This window comes from Acinetobacter sp. MD2(2019) (genome assembly GCF_035615615.1).
GTDB lineage: Bacteria > Pseudomonadota > Gammaproteobacteria > Pseudomonadales > Moraxellaceae > Acinetobacter.
In genome coordinates this window covers 158,023-178,768 of sequence record NZ_VTDU01000003.1, presented here as the reverse complement: position 1 = coordinate 178,768, position 20,746 = coordinate 158,023, and the positions used below count along the sequence as shown (strand labels likewise).

The following is a 20,746-nucleotide window of genomic DNA, read 5'->3' as shown; positions in this document are numbered from 1 at the left end:
AAACGATCATCTGTCTTGAATATATCTCATCATAAGACATCATACAACGTGTTTATTTGTAACTTATTTACCCTAAAAAAAGAGCCAGCGTATTGCGTTCATAAAATAGAGTTTTTTAACAAACGGTTAAATTCTGAAATTAAAATTTCAGCTTGTCTATACCACTAAAATCCAAGCCTGCCGATAAAATGTATTGTGTTAAATTTGAATATCACAAAAAAAGAATAAACCTGAAATGGTTTAGGTTTGAAAAATTGAACTTAAACCTAACCCGACAGCAACACTTAACAGACAGCAACACTTAACATATGTCACTGCCCGATTAGATTAAGCTTAACTAAAATTAAAACGGTTTAAACCACCGGTGTTATGGCTTTATGCTGGGTGAAATATTCATACAGATTGGCACAAGCTAAATCGCCCATAGCTTTACGTGTTTCGCGTGTGCCGCTTGCATAATGTGGTGTGAGCACAACGTTTTTCAGCGCAAATAATTCACTTTCGGTACACGGTTCTTTCTCAAATACATCAAGTCCCGCACCGGCAATGTCATTGTTTTTCAGCGCGGCAATTAATGCTTTTTCATCAACCACAGAACCGCGGGCAATATTAATTAAGAAGCCTTTTTCCCCCAATTTGCTTAATACATTCGCGTTAATTAAGTGATGCGTATCTGGCGTGCTTGGTAAGGTCAGAACCAAGAAATCAGATTGCTCGGCCAAAGCTTCAACATTTTCAACATATTGATAACCTTCTATTTTCTTATCACTTCGGCTGGTGTAGGCAATCTTCATCCCACAGGCCTGCGCTCTGGCTGCAACTTCAAGTCCAATATTACCTAAACCGGCAATGCCACAGACTTTATGTTTTAAACTGGTTGTTAAAGGATACGCGCCTTTGCCCCATGCGCCACTACGTACATATTGATCGGCATTCACCAACTGACGGGCAACCGCGTAAATGAGCATCATGCCAGTATCCGCCACGCAATCATTTAATACATTGGGTGTATTGGTGACAATGATATTTCGACTATGCGCATAGGCGACATCAATTGAGTCATAACCCACGCCAGAACTTGCGATAATTTCTAACTGAGGCAGTTGCTCAAGCAGCTCTTTTTTCACCCCTAAGCCACCACTGGTTGCAAGGCCTTGAATTTTGTCGGCATGCTCTTTTAAGAAGGTCGCTTTATCTTCAATTTGCCAAAATTTATGAACTTTTGAAAATTGGCGCTCGAGTTCCTCAACATATACATCAATTTGTGGACCCAACATTAAAATTTCTTGCGCTAACTTTTGCATATCGAAAATCCTCACTCAAACTTTTTGAGTTCTAGTCGTTTAATTTTTCCAACAATAAATAAATAACTAAACAAAGCCAAAAGGGAATGCGCTGCAACAAAATACAGTGCCCATTCAAACGACCCAGTTAAGCTGACAATATAGCCAATTACTAACGGTGTAATAATCCCAGCGATATTGCCCAAACCATTAAACACACCACCAGTTAAACCAAGTGCTTCTTTCGGTGCGGCATCTGAAACCACCGCCCAACCCACAGCACCAAGGCCTTTACCAAAAAAAGCCAATGCCATTAAAGCAATAATGACCCACTGTGTGTCAGTAAAATTACAAAGAATCAACGTGGTTGCAAGCAACATCCCAATCACGAACGGTGTTTTACGTGCCACGGTGTTGGAATAACCACGCTTAATTAAAACATCTGAAATTAGCCCGCCCAATAATCCACCAGCAAAACCGCAAATAGCAGGAATCACCGCCGCCATGCCGGCTTCCATCACCGACATGCCACGCCCTTTAATCAAATAAATTGGAAACCATGTGATAAAGAAATAAGTCAGCGCAGTAATGCAATATTGACCGATATACACACCAATCAGCATACGGCTGCTTAGCAAGCTTTTAATAATGGATTTATTTGAAGGTTGATTGATTTGAATGCTTTTAACACGGCTTTGATCAATATCAATTAATGCGCCACCGGCTTTCATATAATCCAGTTCGGCTTGATTCACGCGTTTTTGTTTGTTGGGATGAATTTCTGTTTTCATCCATAACACGCTTAACAGCATGCCCAACAAGCCCATCGCAAAAAATACGTAATGCCATGAAAATTTAGATACAATCAATGCCATTAACGGTGCAAAAACAATGGTGGCAAAATATTGTGCCGAATTAAAAATAGACGAGGCTAAGCCACGTTCTTTGGTTGGAAACCATGTTGCAACAATACGACTATTGGCTGGAAACGCTGGCGATTCAACCAAACCTAAAATGAAACGCAAAATAAAAAATGACGTTACAATAGAGGCAATAAAAAAGCTATCGCCAATAAAGCCTTGCATAAAAGTGCACACAGACCACAGAAACAAACTACCGCCATACACCCATTTCGAGCCAAATTTATCAAGTAGCCAGCCACCTGGAATTTGTCCCAAAGCATAGGCCCAGCCAAATGCCGAAAAGACAATACCTAAATCTTTGGCAGAGATATTAAAATCCTGCGCAATACTGGTGCCTGTAATCGACAAGATCGAACGATCTGCATAATTAATGACAGTGATGATGAATATAAAAAATAAAATGAAATAGCGGTACTTGGTCGTTTTCTGCGACATATCCGCAGCCGATGCGACTTTAAGAGAATCATCCATGCGCCACACTCCATATGGGCTGTATCTTCGTGACGGCGTGAATCAGTCAATATCCAATGACCTCTAGGCAAACCAATCGCTAAAGGTAAAAGCGATTGGCTAACCCAGATGAACCGTCACACGACTGTGATTAGCGTTAAATTAGCGAACCAAACACGGTTTTTTGTTGTCGAACGTCCAGTTCGGTATCATAAATTGCATTGCTTCGGCATCATCACGTGCGCCTAAGCCTTTGGCTTTATAGAGTTCGTGGGCGCGTTCAATGGCATCCCAATCCAATTCCACTCCTAAACCTGCCACGGTTGGAACCTTAATTTTCCCGCCCTCAATTTCAAGCGGTTGCTTGGTTAAATGATCAGTCCCTTCTTGCCAAATCCAGTGTGTATCGATGGCGGTCACGTTTCCAACGGCTGCGGCTGCCACATGAGTAAACATGGCCAAAGAAATATCGAAGTGGTTATTTGAATGCGAACCCCACGTTAAATTGTACATTTTGCACAGTTGTGAAACACGTACCGAGCCTTCAAGCGTCCAAAAGTGTGGGTCAGCCAAAGGAATATCGACCGATTGTAACTGAATACTGTGCGACATTTCGCGCCAGTCTGTTGCAACCATGTTAGTTGCAGTTGGCAAGCCCGTCGCGCGTTTAAATTCAGCCATAATTTCACGGCTTGAAAAGCCTTGTTCAGCACCACATGGGTCTTCGGCATAGGCCAATACACCTTTTAGATGTTTACCTAACTGAATGGCTTCATCTAAATGCCACGCTCCATTTGGATCGAGCGTAACCCGTGCATCAGGGAAACGGCGGGCAATTGCGGTTACCGCTTCAGCTTCTTGCTCACCGTGTAACACACCGCCTTTAAGTTTAAAATCTTTAAATCCGTAACGGTCGTATGACGCTTCGGCTAAGCGTTGAATGGTATCTGGCGTTAAGGCTTTTTCGTGACGCACCTGATACCAATCATGTTTTAAATGTGGGCTGGTGGCGTAATCTAAGGTTGTTTGTTTACGGTCACCCACAAAGAATAAATAACCGAGAACTTCAACTTCATCACGTTGTTGGCCATCGCCCAATAAACTGGCAACATTCACATTCAAATGTTTACCCAATAAATCCAACAGGGCAGACTCATAAGCCGTCACTACATGAATTGTGGTTCTTAAATCAAAGGTTTGATTACCACGGCCACCACTGTCACGGTCAGCAAAATTTTGATGAATATTTTTAAGTAATTTTTTATACTCGCCAATCGGTTGCCCTAAAACCAGCGCCTTCGCATCATTGAGTGTGGCTAAAATCTTTTCGCCACCCGGAATTTCACCGACACCGATATTTCCAGAATTGTCTTCAATCACTAAAATATTACGTGTGAAATATGGGCCATGCGCACCACTCAAATTGAGTAGCATACTATCGTGACCTGCAACTGGAATTGCTCGAACTGATTTAATTATTGGTGTTGACGCCATTATATTGCTCCTTGGCTGTATAAATTTATCTCTCGATACATATTCAACTTATAAGACATCATACAACATGTCAAGTAGACTATTTGATCTTTTTGATACAGATTTTTTGCAGAAATTTGCTTGCTAAATGATCACCTTTGATCATAAGATGTCCTACATCTAATGATTTTTAGGTAGAGCATAGGATTATAGAATCCGAGCCATCTTCGGTCAGTCAGTTTTCATGGACTCGATTCTATACACCCATTTGACATGAAGTCACCTATTTCACGGAGTTGAACATAGGTCGATAATTAAAAGAGTTTGTATATATGGAAAATTTGCAAACAACGCTTGCAGATACTGGCAAGCAAAAGGCACAGCACACCAAAACCCGCTATTATATTTTAGCCATGATTTTTATCATCACAGCCTTCAACTACGGCGACCGCGCCACCTTATCTATGGCGGCTGCACCGATGTCGGCAGAACTAGGTATTCAGTCTGTGACCATGGGTTACATCTTTTCAGCCTTTGCTTGGGCTTATGTGATTGGTCAGATTCCCGGTGGATGGTTACTCGATAAATACGGCGCACGAAAAGTTTATTTCTGGAGCTTATTTTTATGGTCATTTTTTACCATCTTAATTGGCTTCACCCATGTTTTAGGCAGCATTAGCAGTATCGTTTTTTCATTATTTTTACTGCGTTTTTTAGTCGGTTTGTCCGAATCACCTGCATTTCCTGGTAACAGTAAAATTGCAGCGGCATGGTTCCCAACCAAAGAACGTGGCACGGCAGCAGCCATTTTCAACTCATCGTCTTACTTTTCAACCGTCATTTTTGCACCACTGATGGGTTGGCTAGTTGCAACCATGCACTGGCAATCCATTTTTTGGGTGATGGGCGGACTGGGTATTTTACTTTCATTCATTTGGTTAAAAGTCATTTATAGTCCGAGAGAGCATCCGACCGTGAATCCCAAAGAAGTCGAATATATTGCCGCAGAAGGCGCTTTATTGGACATGGGCGAAAGCAATACTGCGAAGGAAAAAATTACTTGGGCTAACGTCAAACAACTGCTTGCCTCACGCATGATGTTGGGTATTTTTATTGGTCAATATTGCGTCAACACCCTGACTTACTTTTTCCTGACTTGGTTTCCAGTGTATTTGGTCAAAGAAAGACATTTAAGTATTTTACAAGCTGGTTTTGCTGCGGTTGCACCTGCGCTGTGTGGTTTTGTTGGGGGGATTTTAGGTGGCCTTATTTCTGATAAATTGATCAGAATGGATAAAAGTCTCACCTTTTCACGCAAACTACCGATTGTTGTGGGATTTGTTTTATCGACCTCAATTATTATGTGTAATTACGTGAGTTCACATGCTGCCATTATTTTCTTTATGTCGTTGTCATTTTTTGGCAAAGGCGTGGGTTCACTCGGTTGGGCAGTGATGTCAGATGTAGCACCTAAAGAAATGATTGGTTTATCTGGCGGGATGATGAATGCTTTTGGTAATACTGCTGGCATCGTGACGCCAATTGTGATTGGTTATATTTTGGCAATGACAGGTTCGTTCAATTTGGCACTGACCTATGTGGGCATTCATGCCGTAGGTGCTATTTTATGCTATACCGTAATTGTCGGTAAAATTCAGCGCTTTCAACTTAAAACCACGGTTTAACATTTAAACGTCAAATAAGATGCTCGCCGAATAGACTTGATCTGTTCGGCGAGTATCTATTTCCATTTAGAATAAACTCGGTATATTTTTTGCTTATCTCTCAAGCACAATGGAGAGTTCGCATGTCAGTTTCAATTTGGATTAAAAATCCCCAAGCTCTTTTTACCGCCAATGATTGTGATGCTCGCAGCAAAATGTTATTCATGGCGCTTTGCTCTGCATTAGTGACCATTTAATTCGATAATCGATTCACGTGTCATTTATAAAAATGGAGCTGATGCAAAATAACTTATCAGCGCAGAGCACTATTTTCTTATTTTTCAATCTTTTTAATTAATTTTAAATGCCCTTTTTCTAAGATATAAAATCTGACTATGGTTTTTACAAGCCGCCCATTGTTCTCAAAATCGTGAACATCCTGTGCCGTCACTAGCAGCTTACTATTGGCTTTTGCATCAATCACATCCTCTTGGTTTCCTTCTCCACCAAAGACTTCTTCCAAGAGTTTTCCGGTACGTTTACTCACAAATGTATAAGAACGGCACATTGCGCCACATCCCCACATCGTCACCACATATTCACCGGCAAAATTTACAGGGGTTTTTAATGCGTCTGATAATCGTGTACGAAACATCCGTGCATTCGGATCAGTTAAATCTAATGCTGCAGTTGAACCGTTATACACTTTGACCGGAAATTGAGAAAATTGTGGAACTGTGCTTGCGGCATGACTTAATGACATACACAGACTCAATCCCAATATCGAACTCATCCATATTCGCTTAGGCATTTGTGACTCCTTTTTTTTAATTTTTTAAATAATTTAATATTGTTTATTTAAAGCATCAATTTAGATATTTTTTTATAAAATACGTTCAACTGTCTGATGTGCATTCAAAATCATATTAGCAAAAAATTCAAATGTAATATACACAGATTGAAAGCTTTTCAGACCAAAAACTGTTCTGCAAGAAAAATGAATTCGGGTATCATTGCAACGATAAAACCTGAGAGAAAAATAAAATATATTTACCATAAAATACATATAGTTACATCAAAACCAGCGAACAATGTAGAAGGTTTTAATTTTTAAAACCCCAATTACAGAACTGGAGTTTTTCTTAGCTTAGTTGTCAATAAATCAATTAAACCTCCCCCAACGTTGCCTCTAAACATAGAGTCACAACTTGGAGGAGGTTTAATCGTTTAACAGCTATGCGAGCACGCCATTAATATTGTAACTGACCAGGCACCCAATTAGTTCCTGCCAATGGCACACGCGCCATTGCTGCAGCTTCAACAGTTAACGCAACCAAATCTTCCGGATCAAGATTATGCAAATGTGACTTACCACAAGCACGTGCCATCGTTTGCGCTTCTAAGACCAACACACGTAAGTAGTTCGCCAAGTGACGACCACCTTCAACAGGGTCTAAGTTTTTTGCCAGTTCTGGATCTTGCGTGGTAATTCCAGCCGGATCACGGCCATTTTGCCAATCATCATAATAACCTGACGCAGAACCGATTTTTTTCAATTCATCGTTTAAACGTGGATGGTTATCACCTAATGCAATGAGGGCTGCTGTACCAATCGCAACAGCATCTGCACCTAAAGCCATGGCTTTTGCCACATCTGCTCCAGTACGAATACCGCCCGATACAATCAGTTGTACTTTACGGTGCATGCCCATTTCTTGGAGTGCCTGAATCGCTTGTGGAATGGCAGACAAAATGGGAATACCGACATGCTCGATAAAGACTTCTTGGGTTGCTGCTGTACCGCCTTGCATGCCATCCAGTACGATGACATCTGCCCCGGCTTTCACCGCGAGTTTCACGTCATAGTATGGACGGCTTGCACCAATTTTCACGTAAATTGGTTTTTCCCAATCGGTGATTTCACGGATTTCTGCAATTTTAATAGCTAAATCGTCTGGACCAGTCCAGTCAGGATGACGACACGCACTACGTTGATCGACACCGACCGGTAAGGTACGCATGCCCGCAACACGTTCAGTGACTTTCATCCCGAGTAGCATACCGCCACCACCTGGTTTTGCACCTTGACCTAAGACAATTTCAATCGCATCGGCTTTGCGTAGATCGTCTGGATTCATACCATAACGTGATGGTAAGTATTGATACACCAACGTTTCAGAATGACCACGTTCTTCAGGTGTCATCCCGCCATCACCGGTTGTGGTTGAAGTACCAACGATACTTGCACCACGACCCAAAGACTCTTTGGCATTGGCAGACAATGCACCAAAGCTCATGCCGGCAATGGTCACTGGAATTTTTAAATGAATCGGTTTTTTGGCAAAACGTGTACCTAGTACCACATCAGTACCGCATTTTTCACGATAACCTTCAAGCGGGTAACGTGACATACTTGCACCAAGTAGAAGCAAGTCGTCAAAATGAGGAAGATGACGCTTGGTTCCACCACCACGGATATCATAAATACCTGTTGCAGCGGCACGTTGAATTTCTTGAATGGTTAAACGATCAAACGTAGCTGATTCGCGTAGTACTGGATCGAATTGAGTAGTTGCTTGTGTCATGGTTATTTCTCCGGTCTACGTTTGATCTTAGTAAGCAGATGCATTGTCTACTTTGAAGTTATAAAGTTGGCGGGCTGAGCCATAGCGTTTGAACGAGGTTGGGGATTCGTCAAAACCAGCTTTGGCAAGCAGCTCCGCCAATTCGGCGAGGTGTTCTTCACGCATTTCTTTTTCGATGCAGTCTGAACCTAAAGATTTCACTGTTCCTTTGACATAAATACGGGTTTCATACAACGAGTCGCCCAGTGCATCGCCTGCATCGCCACACACCACTAAACGTCCAGCTTGTCCCATAAAGCAGCTCATGTGACCAATGCTACCGCCAACCACAATATCGACGCCTTTCATGGAAATACCACAACGTGCGCCGGCATCACCATCAATCACCAATAAACCGCCATGTGCTGTAGCACCCGCCGCTTGTGAGGCATTGCCTTTGATGCGAACAGAACCAGACATCATATTTTCAGCCACACCGACACCAACATTACCATTCACCACAATATCGGCTTCTTGGTTCATGCCTGCGCAGTAATAACCTGCGTGACCGTCAATGGTGACTGAGACTGGTGCTTTAATACCCACGGCAATATTGTGTGCGCCAGCTGGATTTTTAACAGTCCAGTTTGTGACCGCATCTACGACTTCTTTGCTATGTAAGGCCTGATTCAGATCACGCACGCTATCTACGGTTAAATCGTAAGTATCTTTTAATAATGTTTGATTCACTTTATCTGCTAATACAGTGCTGTTCATTGTGTGACTCCTTAATCTTAAACCGTATACTTATGCTGCTTTGCCAGTTTTGGCATTTGAACGTTCCCAGACATATAACGTCGCTGGTTCTGGTTCCCATACTTTGGCTTTGTCGATGTTTGGTAATGATGCTAAGGCTTGATATTCTGACGCCATCGCAACATAGTCATCTGTTTCTGCCAATACTGCAGGCTTGCAGGCAATTGGATCACGAATCACCGCAAAACCATCTCGTGTGCCAATGGCAAAGGTAAAGAAGCCATCTAAATCATCTAAGGCATGATTCAGTGCTTGCTCAAGGTTGTCACCTTGTTGTAAACGCCAAGTCAGGTAACCTGCTGCAACTTCGGTATCATTTTCAGTTTCAAAGCTGATGCCTTCGCGTTTCAATTCTTGACGTAAACGTGCGTGATTCGATAAAGAACCGTTATGTACTAAGCAAAGATCTGCACCAGTTGAAAATGGATGACTTCCTTCCATAGTCACAGCACTTTCGGTTGCCATACGGGTATGCCCGATAATGTGACTGCCTTTCATGTTGGCAAGGCCAAAACGCTCTGAAATTTCAACCGGTAAGCCCATACCTTTTAAAATTTCGATGCTTTGTCCAACGCTCATGATTCTAAGTTCAGGCGCAAGTTCACTAATCGCCGCACGGACTGTATCTTCATCTGCTTCAACTTTAATAACGGCAGCAGTTGCGTTTTGAAACCAGTCAAAACCTGTGTTCAATTTAGCTTGCAGTTTTTCTGCAAAGCCTTGCCAGTTAAAGCTTTCATCAGTAGATTGTAAGGTTAATTTTACCCAACCATCTTTCACTTCATCGCCATAAATCGCAAAGCCTGCGCTGTCAGGGCCACGACCTGTCATAGCTTCTAGCATCGGTTCAAATAATTTGCCAAGCTGAGATTCAAGCGCAGGATTTTTAAGATATAAACCAACGATTCCACACATAGGATGCTCCAAAATTTAATATTTAATCTGTCATTAGCTCAATATTTTAGAAAAATTCGGTATAACGCTGAATTTCCCAGTCCGATACATGGCGGCAGTATTCCACCCACTCCATGCTTTTTTGATCAATAAATTCATTGACGATTTCAGTGCCCATTTTTTCTGCAAATAATGGATCTGCCTTAAGTGCATCAACAGCTTCTTTAAGAGATTGAGGCAAAGTTGCAATACCACGTGCTGCAATTTCTTCCAGTTCTAGACTGTATAAGTTTTCATTACATGCTGGTGGTGGCATCAATTCGCGTTCAATGCCATCTAGCCCTGCTGCAATAATCGCAGCCGAGACCAAATAAGGGTTACAACCTGCATCGGGTAAGCGCAGTTCAATACGACCATACGGGATACGCACCATCGCAGAACGGTTGTTTGAACCATAGGCAATAAATGCAGGTGCCCATGTCGCACCAGACAGCGAACGTCCAACCACAAGACGTTTGTAAGAGTTTACGGTTGGTGCACAGAACGCGCACAGTGCTGGACCATGTTCAAGCAAACCTGCAATAAAGTGATACGCCATTTTCGATAAGCCCATACCACTTGCGTCGCTGGCATCATGGAATAAGTTCGCACTTTCATCACTACCAATGGATAAGTGGAAGTGCATACCATTGCCTGCGCGTTTTGGATCAGGCTTTGGCATAAATGAACAAATCATGCCTAAATCGTTAGCGATTTCACCTGCCGCCATACGGAAGAAAGTAAACATATCGGCAGATTCCATCGCATCTGCATAGGTATAGTTAATTTCAAACTGACCGTTCGCATCTTCGTGGTCAATTTGGTAAATATCGAATCCGACAGGAATTAACGCTTCAGTTAAGTGTTCTAAGAACTCACGTGAACGAGATAAGCCTTTATAGTCATAGCAAGGTTTATCTAGATTATCGGAGTCATCCACCATTTTGAGTTTGCCATCTTCGCTACGGCGGAATAGGCTAAATTCAGGTTCAAGCCCAGTATTGAGTGTCCAGCCTTTGGCTTTTAAACGCTCAACTTGCTGGCGTAAGACATAACGTGAATCATAAGGATGTGGCTGTCCATTCACATAACCTTCACACACCACACGCCCATACCCCGGTTGCCAAGGTACTGGTTTTAAAGTAGATAAGTCGCCTTTTACCATAAAGTCTGGTCCATGCGGCTGCATTCCCATACCCGAGATTGCAAAACCTGCAAAACCAACACCATTCGTTTCAATTGCCTTCAAGCCCGAAATTGGGACTGACTTGGTTTTGGCAGCGCCATGAATATCGACAAATTGTGCCAAAACATATTTTAAATTGTGCTGATCAATCACTTTTTGTACTTCTGGACGATACATGGGTTGATTGGTCAATTCACGATGATCAAACATCTCCTTCACGGCTTGCTGCAACATCATTGACATACTCCTAATATGGCAAAACTGTATTTGGCTTGAAAAATGCATCTAGAGTTATGAACGATTCAGTTTTCAATATAAGAAACTTTCTTTCCTATAAAGAAAGCAATTCCCTTGCCAACTTTGAATATTTTTTAATTTTTCTATGAATGAAGCTAAAAATTCAATATTCTCAATAGGAATATATATTTCATGATAGGATTTTTTTGAAATTTATCCCATCTGTTTTTTGTTTTCAGTAGAATCACCCATTCATCATCATCAAAATAGTGCAGAGTTGAACCATAATGAGACAAACCAAGAACAGCTTGAAGCTGGAACAATATATTGGTATCCAAATTAAACGACATCGCCAAGAACAAGGTCTGAAACTGTCTGAAGTGGCACAGATTGCAGAAATTAGTCAGGGCATGCTCAGCAAAATTGAAAATGCACAAGTTTCGACCAGCTTAGAAACCCTTAGCCGGCTTTGTGAAGTGTTGGGTATTCCAATGTCGACTTTATTTAGCCAATATGACCAGCAAGAAAGCCATGCCATGTTGGTGAAATCTGGTGGTGGCATGGAAGTGGTGCGTAGAGGGACCGAAAAAGGACATACCTATCGTTTATTGACGCATTCTAGAGGTCCAAAAAAAAGCTTTGAAGCGTATTTAGTCAGTATGGATGATGCCAGTGAGGAATTTCCCACCTTTGCCCACCCTGGCATTGAAATGCTGTATTTGGTTGAAGGCGAACTGATTTATCGTCATGGACAAGATGTTTTTCACATGCAACCAGGCGACTGCCTCACTTTAGAAAGTGAAATTCCGCATGGCCCAGAAAAACTCATTCAAGTGCCGATTCGCTTATTGTCGGTGATGAATTATGGAGCCAATGAAGAATAAATGAATTTACTGGTGTCGATCATCGTATTTTCTATTTCTTTTCAACATTTATCTGCTTAACCCGCAGATCAGAAATAGAGATACGACTCGCCTTTTGTCTTTCATTTGCATCAATTAAAAAATCGTGCTTAATCAAGCCAGAATCTGAAAACTTAAGCAGCTCAGCTTAGGTTAGCTCAAGCTTAGAATAAAAGTTAAAAACCTCATTCATCATATCAATGCAGCGTGCACAAAAACTGCGCGCCCCTGCAACCCAAAGAAATTACCATACCAGGTTTAAAGACGGCGCACATTTTTCGTTGTCTTCTTTTTGGTTTCATTAATTGTTCTGATTAATCGCCAACCTTATTTTATGTTTAAGAGAAAAGATCATCTGAGGTATTCAAATCCTATAAATCGGCATAATTATTAGGTTAAAAAATTATCATGGTACAAGAATTGCTTTAACCAAAGTGAAATTAATATTCTTTGAAAGAATAAAACGCTAGCTACTCAAATTCTAAATCTTTTTTTATTTTCGTTTAAGGAGCACGTTATGACCTCCGATTTGCTGAAAAAACTTGGGATCACTCTGTTCATGCTAATGCCTGCCTGTGCATTTGCAGCAGATACCCCCTTTGATGCACCATCTACTGTATGGCTGATGGTATCTGCAATTTTAGTACTGATTATGTTTATCCCTGGCCTTGCACTGTTTTATGGAGGCATGATCCGAGCAAAAAATGTGCTCTCCATCTTCTCGCAATTTTTTGCAGTGGCAGGTGTGGTCGGCATTTTATGGATTGCCGTGGTTTATAGCGTTGTGGCAGATACCACTAACATGACTGAAGGCAGCCTGAATTTTAATAGCTTTGTTGGTGGTTTAAGTAAGGCCTTTATGGCTGGCATTACCGATCAAACTTTAGTTGCGGGTGTGCCTGAGTACGTGCTTTGTATTTTTGGTTTAACCTTTGCCATGATCACGCCATGTATTGCGGTAGGTGGTTTTGCAGAACGCATGAAATTTGGTGCAGTGGTGTTATTTGCTGCCCTGTGGTTGGTTTTGGTGTATGGACCTTTAGCACATATGGTTTGGGGTGGTCCAGGCGCAATTATGCATAATTGGGGCGTACTCGACTTTGCCGGTGGTACAGCAGTTCACATTAACTCAGGTGTTGCTGCTCTGGTGGGTGCAATTGTGCTTGGTAAACGTCGTGGATGGCCAACTACACCGATGCCACCGCATAATTTAGTCTTTACCATGATGGGTGCAGCTTTATTATGGGCAGGTTGGTATGGCTTTAATGTCGGTTCAGCGTTGGCCGCCAATACCACGGCAGGCCTTGTACTCATGACCACAACCATTGCAACTTGTGGCGGTATTGTGGGCTGGATGATGATTGAAAAAATCATGACCAAACATGTTACCTCTTTGGGTCTGGCATCTGGCGTCATTGCAGGCTTGGTCGGCATTACACCGGCTGCCGCATTTGTTGGCCCGTTTGGTGCAATTGCTGTGGGTTTCATCACCAGTATCTGCTGTTTCTTTGCAGTCACTGGGCTAAAACGCAAGTTCGGCTTTGATGATGCGTTGGATGTATTTTCGCTACATGGTATTGGCGGCATGGCAGGCTGTATTTTAACTGGAATTTTCTGTATTCCTGCGCTGGGTGGTAATCAGGACATAAACTTGGTGAAGCAATTCATCGCACAAGTGGCAAGTATTGTATTAACAGTGGTTTACTGTGGTGTGTTCACTTGGATCATTATGAAACTGATTGATAAAACTATCGGATTACGCGCGACACCTGAACAAGAACAACAAGGCTTAGATGTAAGTGAGCATAATGAGCGTGCGTATAACTAAAAGTTTTAAGCCATAAAAAAAAGAGAGCGATTGCTCTCTTTTTTATGCTTCGGTTAATGCTTTGGTTTAAGCATTTTCTGCTTCGTATTCTTTGATTGCTTCTTTGGCAATACGGAAGCTATCGACTGCCGCAGGAACACCACAATAAATCGCAACTTGTAAAAGCACTTCACGAATTTTTTCTTTCGGCACGCCATTGCGTAGCGCACCTTTGACATGCAATTTTAACTCATGCGGACGATTCAGTGCAGAAATCATCGCCAGATTAATCAAGCTGCGTTCTGGTTTAGATAACTCTTCACGCCCCCACACCGCACCCCAGCAATATTCAGTGACCAGTTCTTGTAATGGCAAGTTAAACTCATCTGCATTATTGATCGAGTTATTCACGTATTCTTCGCCTAAAACCTGCTTTCGAATGGCTAAACCCTTGTCAAATTTTTCATTGCTCATTACAAGCCTCCAAATAATGTGTACTTAATTTCCAGATAATCTTCTATACCATATTTCGAGCCTTCACGCCCCAAACCAGAATGTTTAATTCCACCAAAAGGTGCCACTTCATTTGAAATTAAGCCTTTATTAATGCCGACCATGCCGTATTCTAGTTGCTCACTCATACGCCATGAGCGTCCTAAATCTCGGGTATAACAATATGCAGCCAAACCAAATTCAGTGTCATTTGCCATGTGAATGGCTTGCTCTTCAGTTTCAAATTTAAAAATGGCTGCCAATGGACCAAAGGTTTCTTGAGTTGCCACCAACATGTCGGTGGTGACATCAGCAATTAAGGTCGGTTCAAAAAATAACTCGCCTGCGCTCGCCACTTGACCACCTATCACCAGTCGACCTTGTTTAGCCAGTGCATCATCAATATGTGATTGTACTTTGCTAATGGCTTGTGCATTAATCAGCGGACCAATTTCACTACCTGCTTCAAGCCCATTGCCAATTTTTAAAGCTTCAATTTTGGCTTTAAACACCTCGATGAACTTTTCATAAATGCCAGCTTGCACTAAAAAGCGATTCACGCAAACACAGGTCTGCCCTGCATTTCTAAATTTGGCAATCATTGCACCATCAACTGCTGCTTCGACATCGGCATCATCAAATACAATAAATGGCGCATTACCACCGAGTTCCAATGAGACTTTTTTCAGGGTTTTTGCCGATTTTTCCAATAGCAACTTACCAATCGGAGTCGAACCTGTAAAGGTGAATTTGCGCACATGGTCACTGGCAAAAATAGCATCGCCAACCTGAACAGCATCACCGGTAATCACACTGAAAATTTCTGCCGGAATCCCAGCTTGCACTGCTAAATCGACCAATGCCAATGCAGTAAATGGTGTTTCAGGTGCAGGTTTCACAATACATGGACAGCCTGCTGCCAAAGCCGGTGCCACTTTACGGGTAATCATGGCCGCAGGGAAATTCCACGGTGTAATGGCTGCCACCACACCAATCGGCTGTTTATTCACAACAATGCGTGCATCGGGATAAGGACTTGGAATCACATCGCCATAAATTCGTTTTGCTTCTTCTGCAAACCATTCAATAAAGCTGGCTGCATAAACGATTTCACCTTTGGCTTCGTTCAGCGGTTTGCCTTGTTCAACGGTCAAAATCTCTGCAAGGACATCAAGATTGGCTAGAATCAGCTCATACCATTTTTTCAGTAATATTGATCTTTCTTTGGCCGTTTTTGCTTTCCACATTCCCCACGATGCATACGCGGTGTCAATCGCACGATCTGTTTCAGCACGCCCCATATTTGGGACATAGCCAATCAGTTCTTGGGTTGCAGGATTATAAATGGGCGTTTTCTGACCGTCATCAGCATCGCACCATTGTCCAGCCACAAACGCTTGCTGACGAAATAAAGGTTGTTGTTGCAGATCCATGTTTGCCAATCCTATTCAATCTTAATGTCTATACAAACCATAAAATGTTGTTTTATGGCCGTAATTGAAAATGGATACCGTACACTTCACATACGGTATACCACTTAATCAGAGAAAATTTTTTGAGCCTTTTGCTCATCCACATCGCAAATTAAAAATAGTAAAAGAAGGTCAAGTTGAGTAAACGATTTGACTTCGATGAACCATCACCTTGCGCCAGTGAATCACTATCGCCACCAATGAACGGATCATTTTTACTAATGATGTATTCAGCCACCAACGACACTTTTTTATAGTCGAACGACGCACCTAAAAAATTACGCGATGAATTTTTATAGCCATTGGCATCTTTGATATATGCGGTATAGGCAGCATACGGGGTAATATTTAGACCTTTATAGAGATCTTTAAAGCTGTAACGGACATCTGCGGTGTAAAACTGCCCTTTGTTGGCCACATAGTATTCACCATCATACGAACCCATCACAGAATAATCTGGATGTAATGCATCTTTATTCGATACATCGTTTTGACCACCGGTAAAGCTCAGTGCCAAGTCCTTATAATTCAAGCCGGTAAATAAAGCCCAGGTTTTACGATTACCATTTAAACCGGTGGTTTTATTTTTAAGATCAGAATACCAATATGAACCACCCACGTTCAGCGTCATGTCGGGTGAGAGTTGCACATCCTGAGATACCCGCGCAATCCACATATTTTTTTCATTTAATGTCGATTGAGTTGGATCACTGGTTTTGACAAAGTTTGCGGTATAACGTGCTGAATCGCGGCTATCACCCGTATAATTTCCACCATCGGTTGCGAAATAACCCACATCAAATTTGGTTGCACCGAGTTCATGATGATACGTTGCGCCCAAATTATGTGCATCTTCTAATCCCATGGTGTTGTTAATGCCACCATAGAGTGAACTTTCCCAAAAACGTCCAATCCCAAATGGAATAGGTTGTAAACCTACGGTGAGTTTTTGCTGATCGTTAAAACGATAACCGGCATACGCATCGACCAAGGTCGAGAAATCGCACAAGGTACTGTATTGATAACAGCGGTATTCGGCATGACCAAACCATTTTGGCGCATCATAATCTAATGCAATTTTGGCCGCATTAAACTGAAGTTTGTGGTCGTTGTCTGAACCGTAGTTTTTATCCTGATAATTGGCACGCACATAGCCTGAAATGGTCAGTGCACCCGTATCCGTTTTTGCATCTCCAAAAGTGAGGCCTGCAAAACATGGCCATGCCATAGAACCAGTGATCAACCCTACCCCTATTGTTAGATATTGCTTTTTCATGATTTTTTCTCACTATTTATTTCAATTTAGATTTTTTTGGCAGAGATGTTGTAATGATTGGCGCTGATTTTTGACTGGTTCAATGCGAAATAAAGAATCGCAGTCACAATCATGCCGACAATCCATGAGATATCTACATCTTGGATGACATTGGCCCATCGCCCAGTAAAAAACGAATTGGTGAGAAAAGGAATCTGAACCACAATACCGACAAAGTAAGTGATTAAGGTTTTGATATTGTACTTGCCATATTGACCGCCATTTTCATCAAAAATAGAGCTAATGTCGTACTGCATTTTGTTGATGTAATAGAAGTCCATCAGGTTAATCACCACCCAAGGTACTAAAATAAACAACAAGGCAAAAATGAAGTTGAGGAAGTAGCTAATAAAGCTGCTCGATGCCCAAAGTGCAGTACTGGTCGCAAGAATCAATACAAAAATAGAAAGAATAATTCGGGTCGATTTGGTTGGAATCCATTTGCCGGCAAAGGTTTGAATGGCGGTAATAAACGACAGTGAAGCACCATACAAGTTCATGGCATTGTGACCAATAATATTGCATAAGAACAAAATCATCAGCACCATACCAAAGCCGCCAGTGGCAGTTTTCACCGCTTCCATGGCATCATTCATCGTAAACAAGCTGACTGCTAAGGTTCCGAAACTAAATGCAATGACTGTCCCAAGTGCTGCGCCTAAGTAGGTATAAATAAATGGTTTAAAAACACCAATTTCTTTGGGCAAATAACGCGAATAGTCAGAGGTGTATGGCGAGAAACTAATCTGCCAAATTGCACACACACAGAACATCGCAAACCAGCCTTTTAAGTTAAAAGAGCCTTTTGCTAAGACTTCTGTGGTGATATGTGGAATCATCAAGATAAAGCCAATCAGCAAGGCACTGCCCATAAACCAAGTCCCAATCTTGTTAAATTTATGGATAAAGTGATAACCAATAATGCCAATTAGGGTTGCAGTAATTGCACCAATCACAGTCGCTGTAGGTACTGGTATCGATGGAATGACGGTGTGCAAGGTTTTGCCCGACAAAATAATATTTGAAGTAAAAAAGCCCAAATAAATAAAGGTGGTGAAGATCACAACCAATAAAGCACCATAGCGTCCAAACTGCGCACGACTTTGAATCATTTGTGGAATGCCGACTTGTGGCCCCTGTGCAGAGGTTAACGCCAAAATGGAGGCGCCAAAGAAATGACCAAGAATAATCGCGGTCAATGCACTCATGATATTCAAATGAAAGGTTTGTACCGACATCGCGCCAGTAATCACCGCTAAAGGTGCAATATTGGTACAAAACCAGAGCGTAAATAAATCTTTGACATGACCATTACGTTGAGAAGCATCAACATAATCGATACTGTTACTTTCTATTTCAAAAGTTTTGTTTGATGTTGCATTTTGATTCATATCCTTAGTCTCACTTTTAAGACAACTGACCCAGATGACAATCCCAATCATTCTTGATAGGAATTTTTTATTCCTTTAATTCAAAGCAATTTTTAGACCATTTTTATACAAAGTTAAAAATTATTTAAATAAAAGTCGTCATCCACACGCTTCCGTTCTCATCACAAAAAATAGGGATTAAATTAAAATGGATTTTCAATATTTTGTTTTTAAATACTTTTTAAAAATAAAATGCAGCCAAACCGATCTCGACATCGAGTTCAGCCCAAGAAAATCCATTTTCTTGCGTTAATCCGTTTGTTTAAATTACTTAAACAATCAAGTAATTTTTATTTTTTCAAATTCATCCTATTTTGATGTATTACCTCATCACAAAAGGATCATCGATTGGCTGATCTGACATTCTCAGCCACACAGTTTTGGTGGTGGTATATTCAAGTGCAGCACTCATACCGCCCTCACGACCATGTCCTGACAATCCATAGCCCCCAAACGGTGCTAACGGTGAAACCACTCGATAAGTATTAATCCAAACAATGCCCGCGCGAATGGCGCGTGTCATACGATGCGCACGGGTCAAATTACTGGTAAAAACCCCAGAAGCCAAGCCATACGGTGTGCTGTTGGCTTTTTCAATGGCTTCTGCTTCTGTGCTAAAGGTATCGACAGACAACACAGGGCCGAACAACTCAGTCTGGATACTTTCTGCATGCGAAACACCGCTGCAATCCAAAATCGTTGGTGGATAGTAATAGCCTGCGCCTTCAGGCACTTGCCCACCCGTAATGAGTTTTGCACCTTGCTCGACTGAACGTTCAACCACGTGTTGAATTTTTTCACGTTGTTTGAGCGTACATAACGGGCCATATTCAGTTTGCATATCGTCCGGCAAGCCCATTTTGATGCTTTTGACACGTTCAGCCAAACGCTGCAAAAATTCATCTTTGATACTTTCTTCAATCAAAAGACGTGAACCCGCCACACAGCTTTGCCCTGTTGCTGCAAAAATTGCGGCAATTTGGGCATTGAGTGCACTGTTGATATCGGTGTCGGCAAACACGATAAATGGAGATTTACCGCCCAACTCAAGTGATACTTTGGCTAGATTTTCAGCACTGTTACGTACAATATGTTTTGCCGTTTCTGGTCCACCAGTAAAGGCAATATGTGCAACTTTTGGATGTGCACTGAGCACGGCACCACACTCTGGGCCAAAGCCAGTAATCACATTGACCACACCTGCTGGAAAGCCTGCTTCATCAATCAGTTTGGCAAACTCAAGTAACGGTGCAGGTGCTTCTTCAGACGCTTTAAGCACCACGGTACACCCTGCTGCTAATGCTGGCCCGACTTTGACCGCAGACAAAAATAATTGACTGTTCCACGGCACAATTGCAGCGACCACACCTACCGGTTCACGCACCAACCATGCTTGCATATCCGGTTTATCTACCGGAATAAAACTGCCTTCAAGCTTGTCTGCCAATCCTGCATAATAACGATAATACTCAGCCACATAGGCAATTTGGCTTGAAGTTTCACGAATAATTTTACCGGTATCTGCAGTTTCTAAAGCAGCCAGTCGCGGTGCTGCTTTTTCCACCAAATCAGCCAATTTATACAGTAATTTGCCACGTTGTGATGCCGTTAAACCGGACCAACTTGGCGCATAAAAGGCGTGTTCAGCAGCATCTACCGCTCGATTGACTTGCTCAGTGCGTGCTTCTGGCATTTTTGCCCAGACTTCACCTGTGGCAGGATTAATGCTGTCAAATTGCGCAGCACCATCCTCAAATTTGCCATTAATATATAACTGAAATTGTTGCATGACGGCGATC

16 protein-coding genes are annotated in these 20,746 nt (G+C 41.9%); 3 read left to right on the top strand and 13 right to left on the bottom strand.

Annotated features, from left to right (window positions below; genetic code table 11):
• Positions 1-353: 353 nt before the first annotated feature.
• From I2F62_RS03150 to gudD, 3 genes are all read right to left on the bottom strand, one after another.
• Positions 354-1,304, bottom strand: coding sequence for a 2-hydroxyacid dehydrogenase (locus tag I2F62_RS03150; protein ID WP_324625568.1), 951 nt, complete (start codon positions 1,302-1,304; stop codon positions 354-356).
• Between the two features lie 11 nt (positions 1,305-1,315).
• Positions 1,316-2,677, bottom strand: coding sequence for an MFS transporter (locus I2F62_RS03145; protein WP_324625567.1), 1,362 nt, complete (start codon positions 2,675-2,677; stop codon positions 1,316-1,318).
• A 141-nt stretch (positions 2,678-2,818) separates the two neighbouring features.
• A complete protein-coding gene (gene gudD / locus I2F62_RS03140) occupies positions 2,819-4,153 on the bottom strand; it encodes a glucarate dehydratase (protein WP_324625579.1) in 1,335 nt (444 codons plus the stop codon).
• A 308-nt stretch (positions 4,154-4,461) separates the two neighbouring features.
• On the opposite strand from gudD, the gene I2F62_RS03135 reads away from it, so the two are divergent.
• Entirely contained in the window at positions 4,462-5,814 is a 1,353-nt protein-coding gene (locus I2F62_RS03135) for an MFS transporter (RefSeq protein WP_324625566.1), read from the top strand.
• A gap of 313 nt (positions 5,815-6,127) precedes the next feature.
• On the opposite strand, the gene I2F62_RS03130 is transcribed toward I2F62_RS03135, so the two are convergent.
• From I2F62_RS03130 to glnT, 5 genes are all read right to left on the bottom strand, one after another.
• Positions 6,128-6,604, bottom strand: coding sequence for a hypothetical protein (locus tag I2F62_RS03130; RefSeq protein ID WP_324625565.1), 477 nt, complete (start codon positions 6,602-6,604; stop codon positions 6,128-6,130).
• A gap of 439 nt (positions 6,605-7,043) precedes the next feature.
• The gene (locus tag I2F62_RS03125) at positions 7,044-8,378 is read right to left on the bottom strand and encodes an FMN-binding glutamate synthase family protein (protein WP_324625564.1); all 1,335 of its coding nucleotides are present in this window, start codon (positions 8,376-8,378) and stop codon (positions 7,044-7,046) included.
• Positions 8,379-8,405: 27 nt separating this feature from the next.
• Complete coding sequence (locus tag I2F62_RS03120; protein WP_324625563.1) at positions 8,406-9,134, bottom strand: protein glxC; 729 nt, start codon at positions 9,132-9,134, stop codon at positions 8,406-8,408.
• 30 nt (positions 9,135-9,164) lie between these two features.
• Positions 9,165-10,088: a glutamine amidotransferase family protein gene (locus I2F62_RS03115; RefSeq protein ID WP_324625562.1), complete on the bottom strand. Its 924-nt coding sequence runs from the start codon at positions 10,086-10,088 to the stop codon at positions 9,165-9,167.
• Between the two features lie 46 nt (positions 10,089-10,134).
• Positions 10,135-11,526, bottom strand: a complete 1,392-nt coding sequence (gene glnT, locus I2F62_RS03110) for a type III glutamate--ammonia ligase (protein WP_324625578.1) — start codon at positions 11,524-11,526, stop codon at positions 10,135-10,137.
• A gap of 290 nt (positions 11,527-11,816) precedes the next feature.
• On the opposite strand from glnT, the gene I2F62_RS03105 reads away from it, so the two are divergent.
• Positions 11,817-12,413: an XRE family transcriptional regulator gene (locus I2F62_RS03105; RefSeq protein ID WP_324625561.1), complete on the top strand. Its 597-nt coding sequence runs from the start codon at positions 11,817-11,819 to the stop codon at positions 12,411-12,413.
• Between the two features lie 535 nt (positions 12,414-12,948).
• Positions 12,949-14,259: an ammonium transporter gene (locus tag I2F62_RS03100; protein WP_324625560.1), complete on the top strand. Its 1,311-nt coding sequence runs from the start codon at positions 12,949-12,951 to the stop codon at positions 14,257-14,259.
• 66 nt (positions 14,260-14,325) lie between these two features.
• Here the strand turns inward: I2F62_RS03100 and I2F62_RS03095 are convergent, their stop codons facing one another.
• The 5 genes from I2F62_RS03095 to tgnC all read right to left on the bottom strand — a co-directional run bounded on the left by I2F62_RS03095 (position 14,326) and on the right by tgnC (position 20,736).
• A complete protein-coding gene (locus I2F62_RS03095) occupies positions 14,326-14,712 on the bottom strand; it encodes a carboxymuconolactone decarboxylase family protein (protein ID WP_324625559.1) in 387 nt (128 codons plus the stop codon).
• On the bottom strand, positions 14,712-16,163 hold the full coding sequence (locus I2F62_RS03090) for an NAD-dependent succinate-semialdehyde dehydrogenase (RefSeq protein ID WP_324625558.1): 1,452 nt from the start codon (positions 16,161-16,163) through the stop codon (positions 14,712-14,714). The genes I2F62_RS03095 and I2F62_RS03090 overlap by 1 nt, the downstream gene beginning before the upstream one ends.
• A 151-nt stretch (positions 16,164-16,314) precedes the next feature.
• Entirely contained in the window at positions 16,315-17,478 is a 1,164-nt protein-coding gene (locus I2F62_RS03085) for a porin (RefSeq protein ID WP_324625557.1), read from the bottom strand.
• A gap of 26 nt (positions 17,479-17,504) precedes the next feature.
• On the bottom strand, positions 17,505-18,908 hold the full coding sequence (locus I2F62_RS03080) for a purine-cytosine permease family protein (RefSeq protein WP_324625556.1): 1,404 nt from the start codon (positions 18,906-18,908) through the stop codon (positions 17,505-17,507).
• Between the two features lie 361 nt (positions 18,909-19,269).
• Entirely contained in the window at positions 19,270-20,736 is a 1,467-nt protein-coding gene (gene tgnC / locus I2F62_RS03075; protein ID WP_324625555.1) for a (Z)-2-((N-methylformamido)methylene)-5-hydroxybutyrolactone dehydrogenase, read from the bottom strand.
• Between the last annotated feature and the right edge of the window lie 10 nt (positions 20,737-20,746).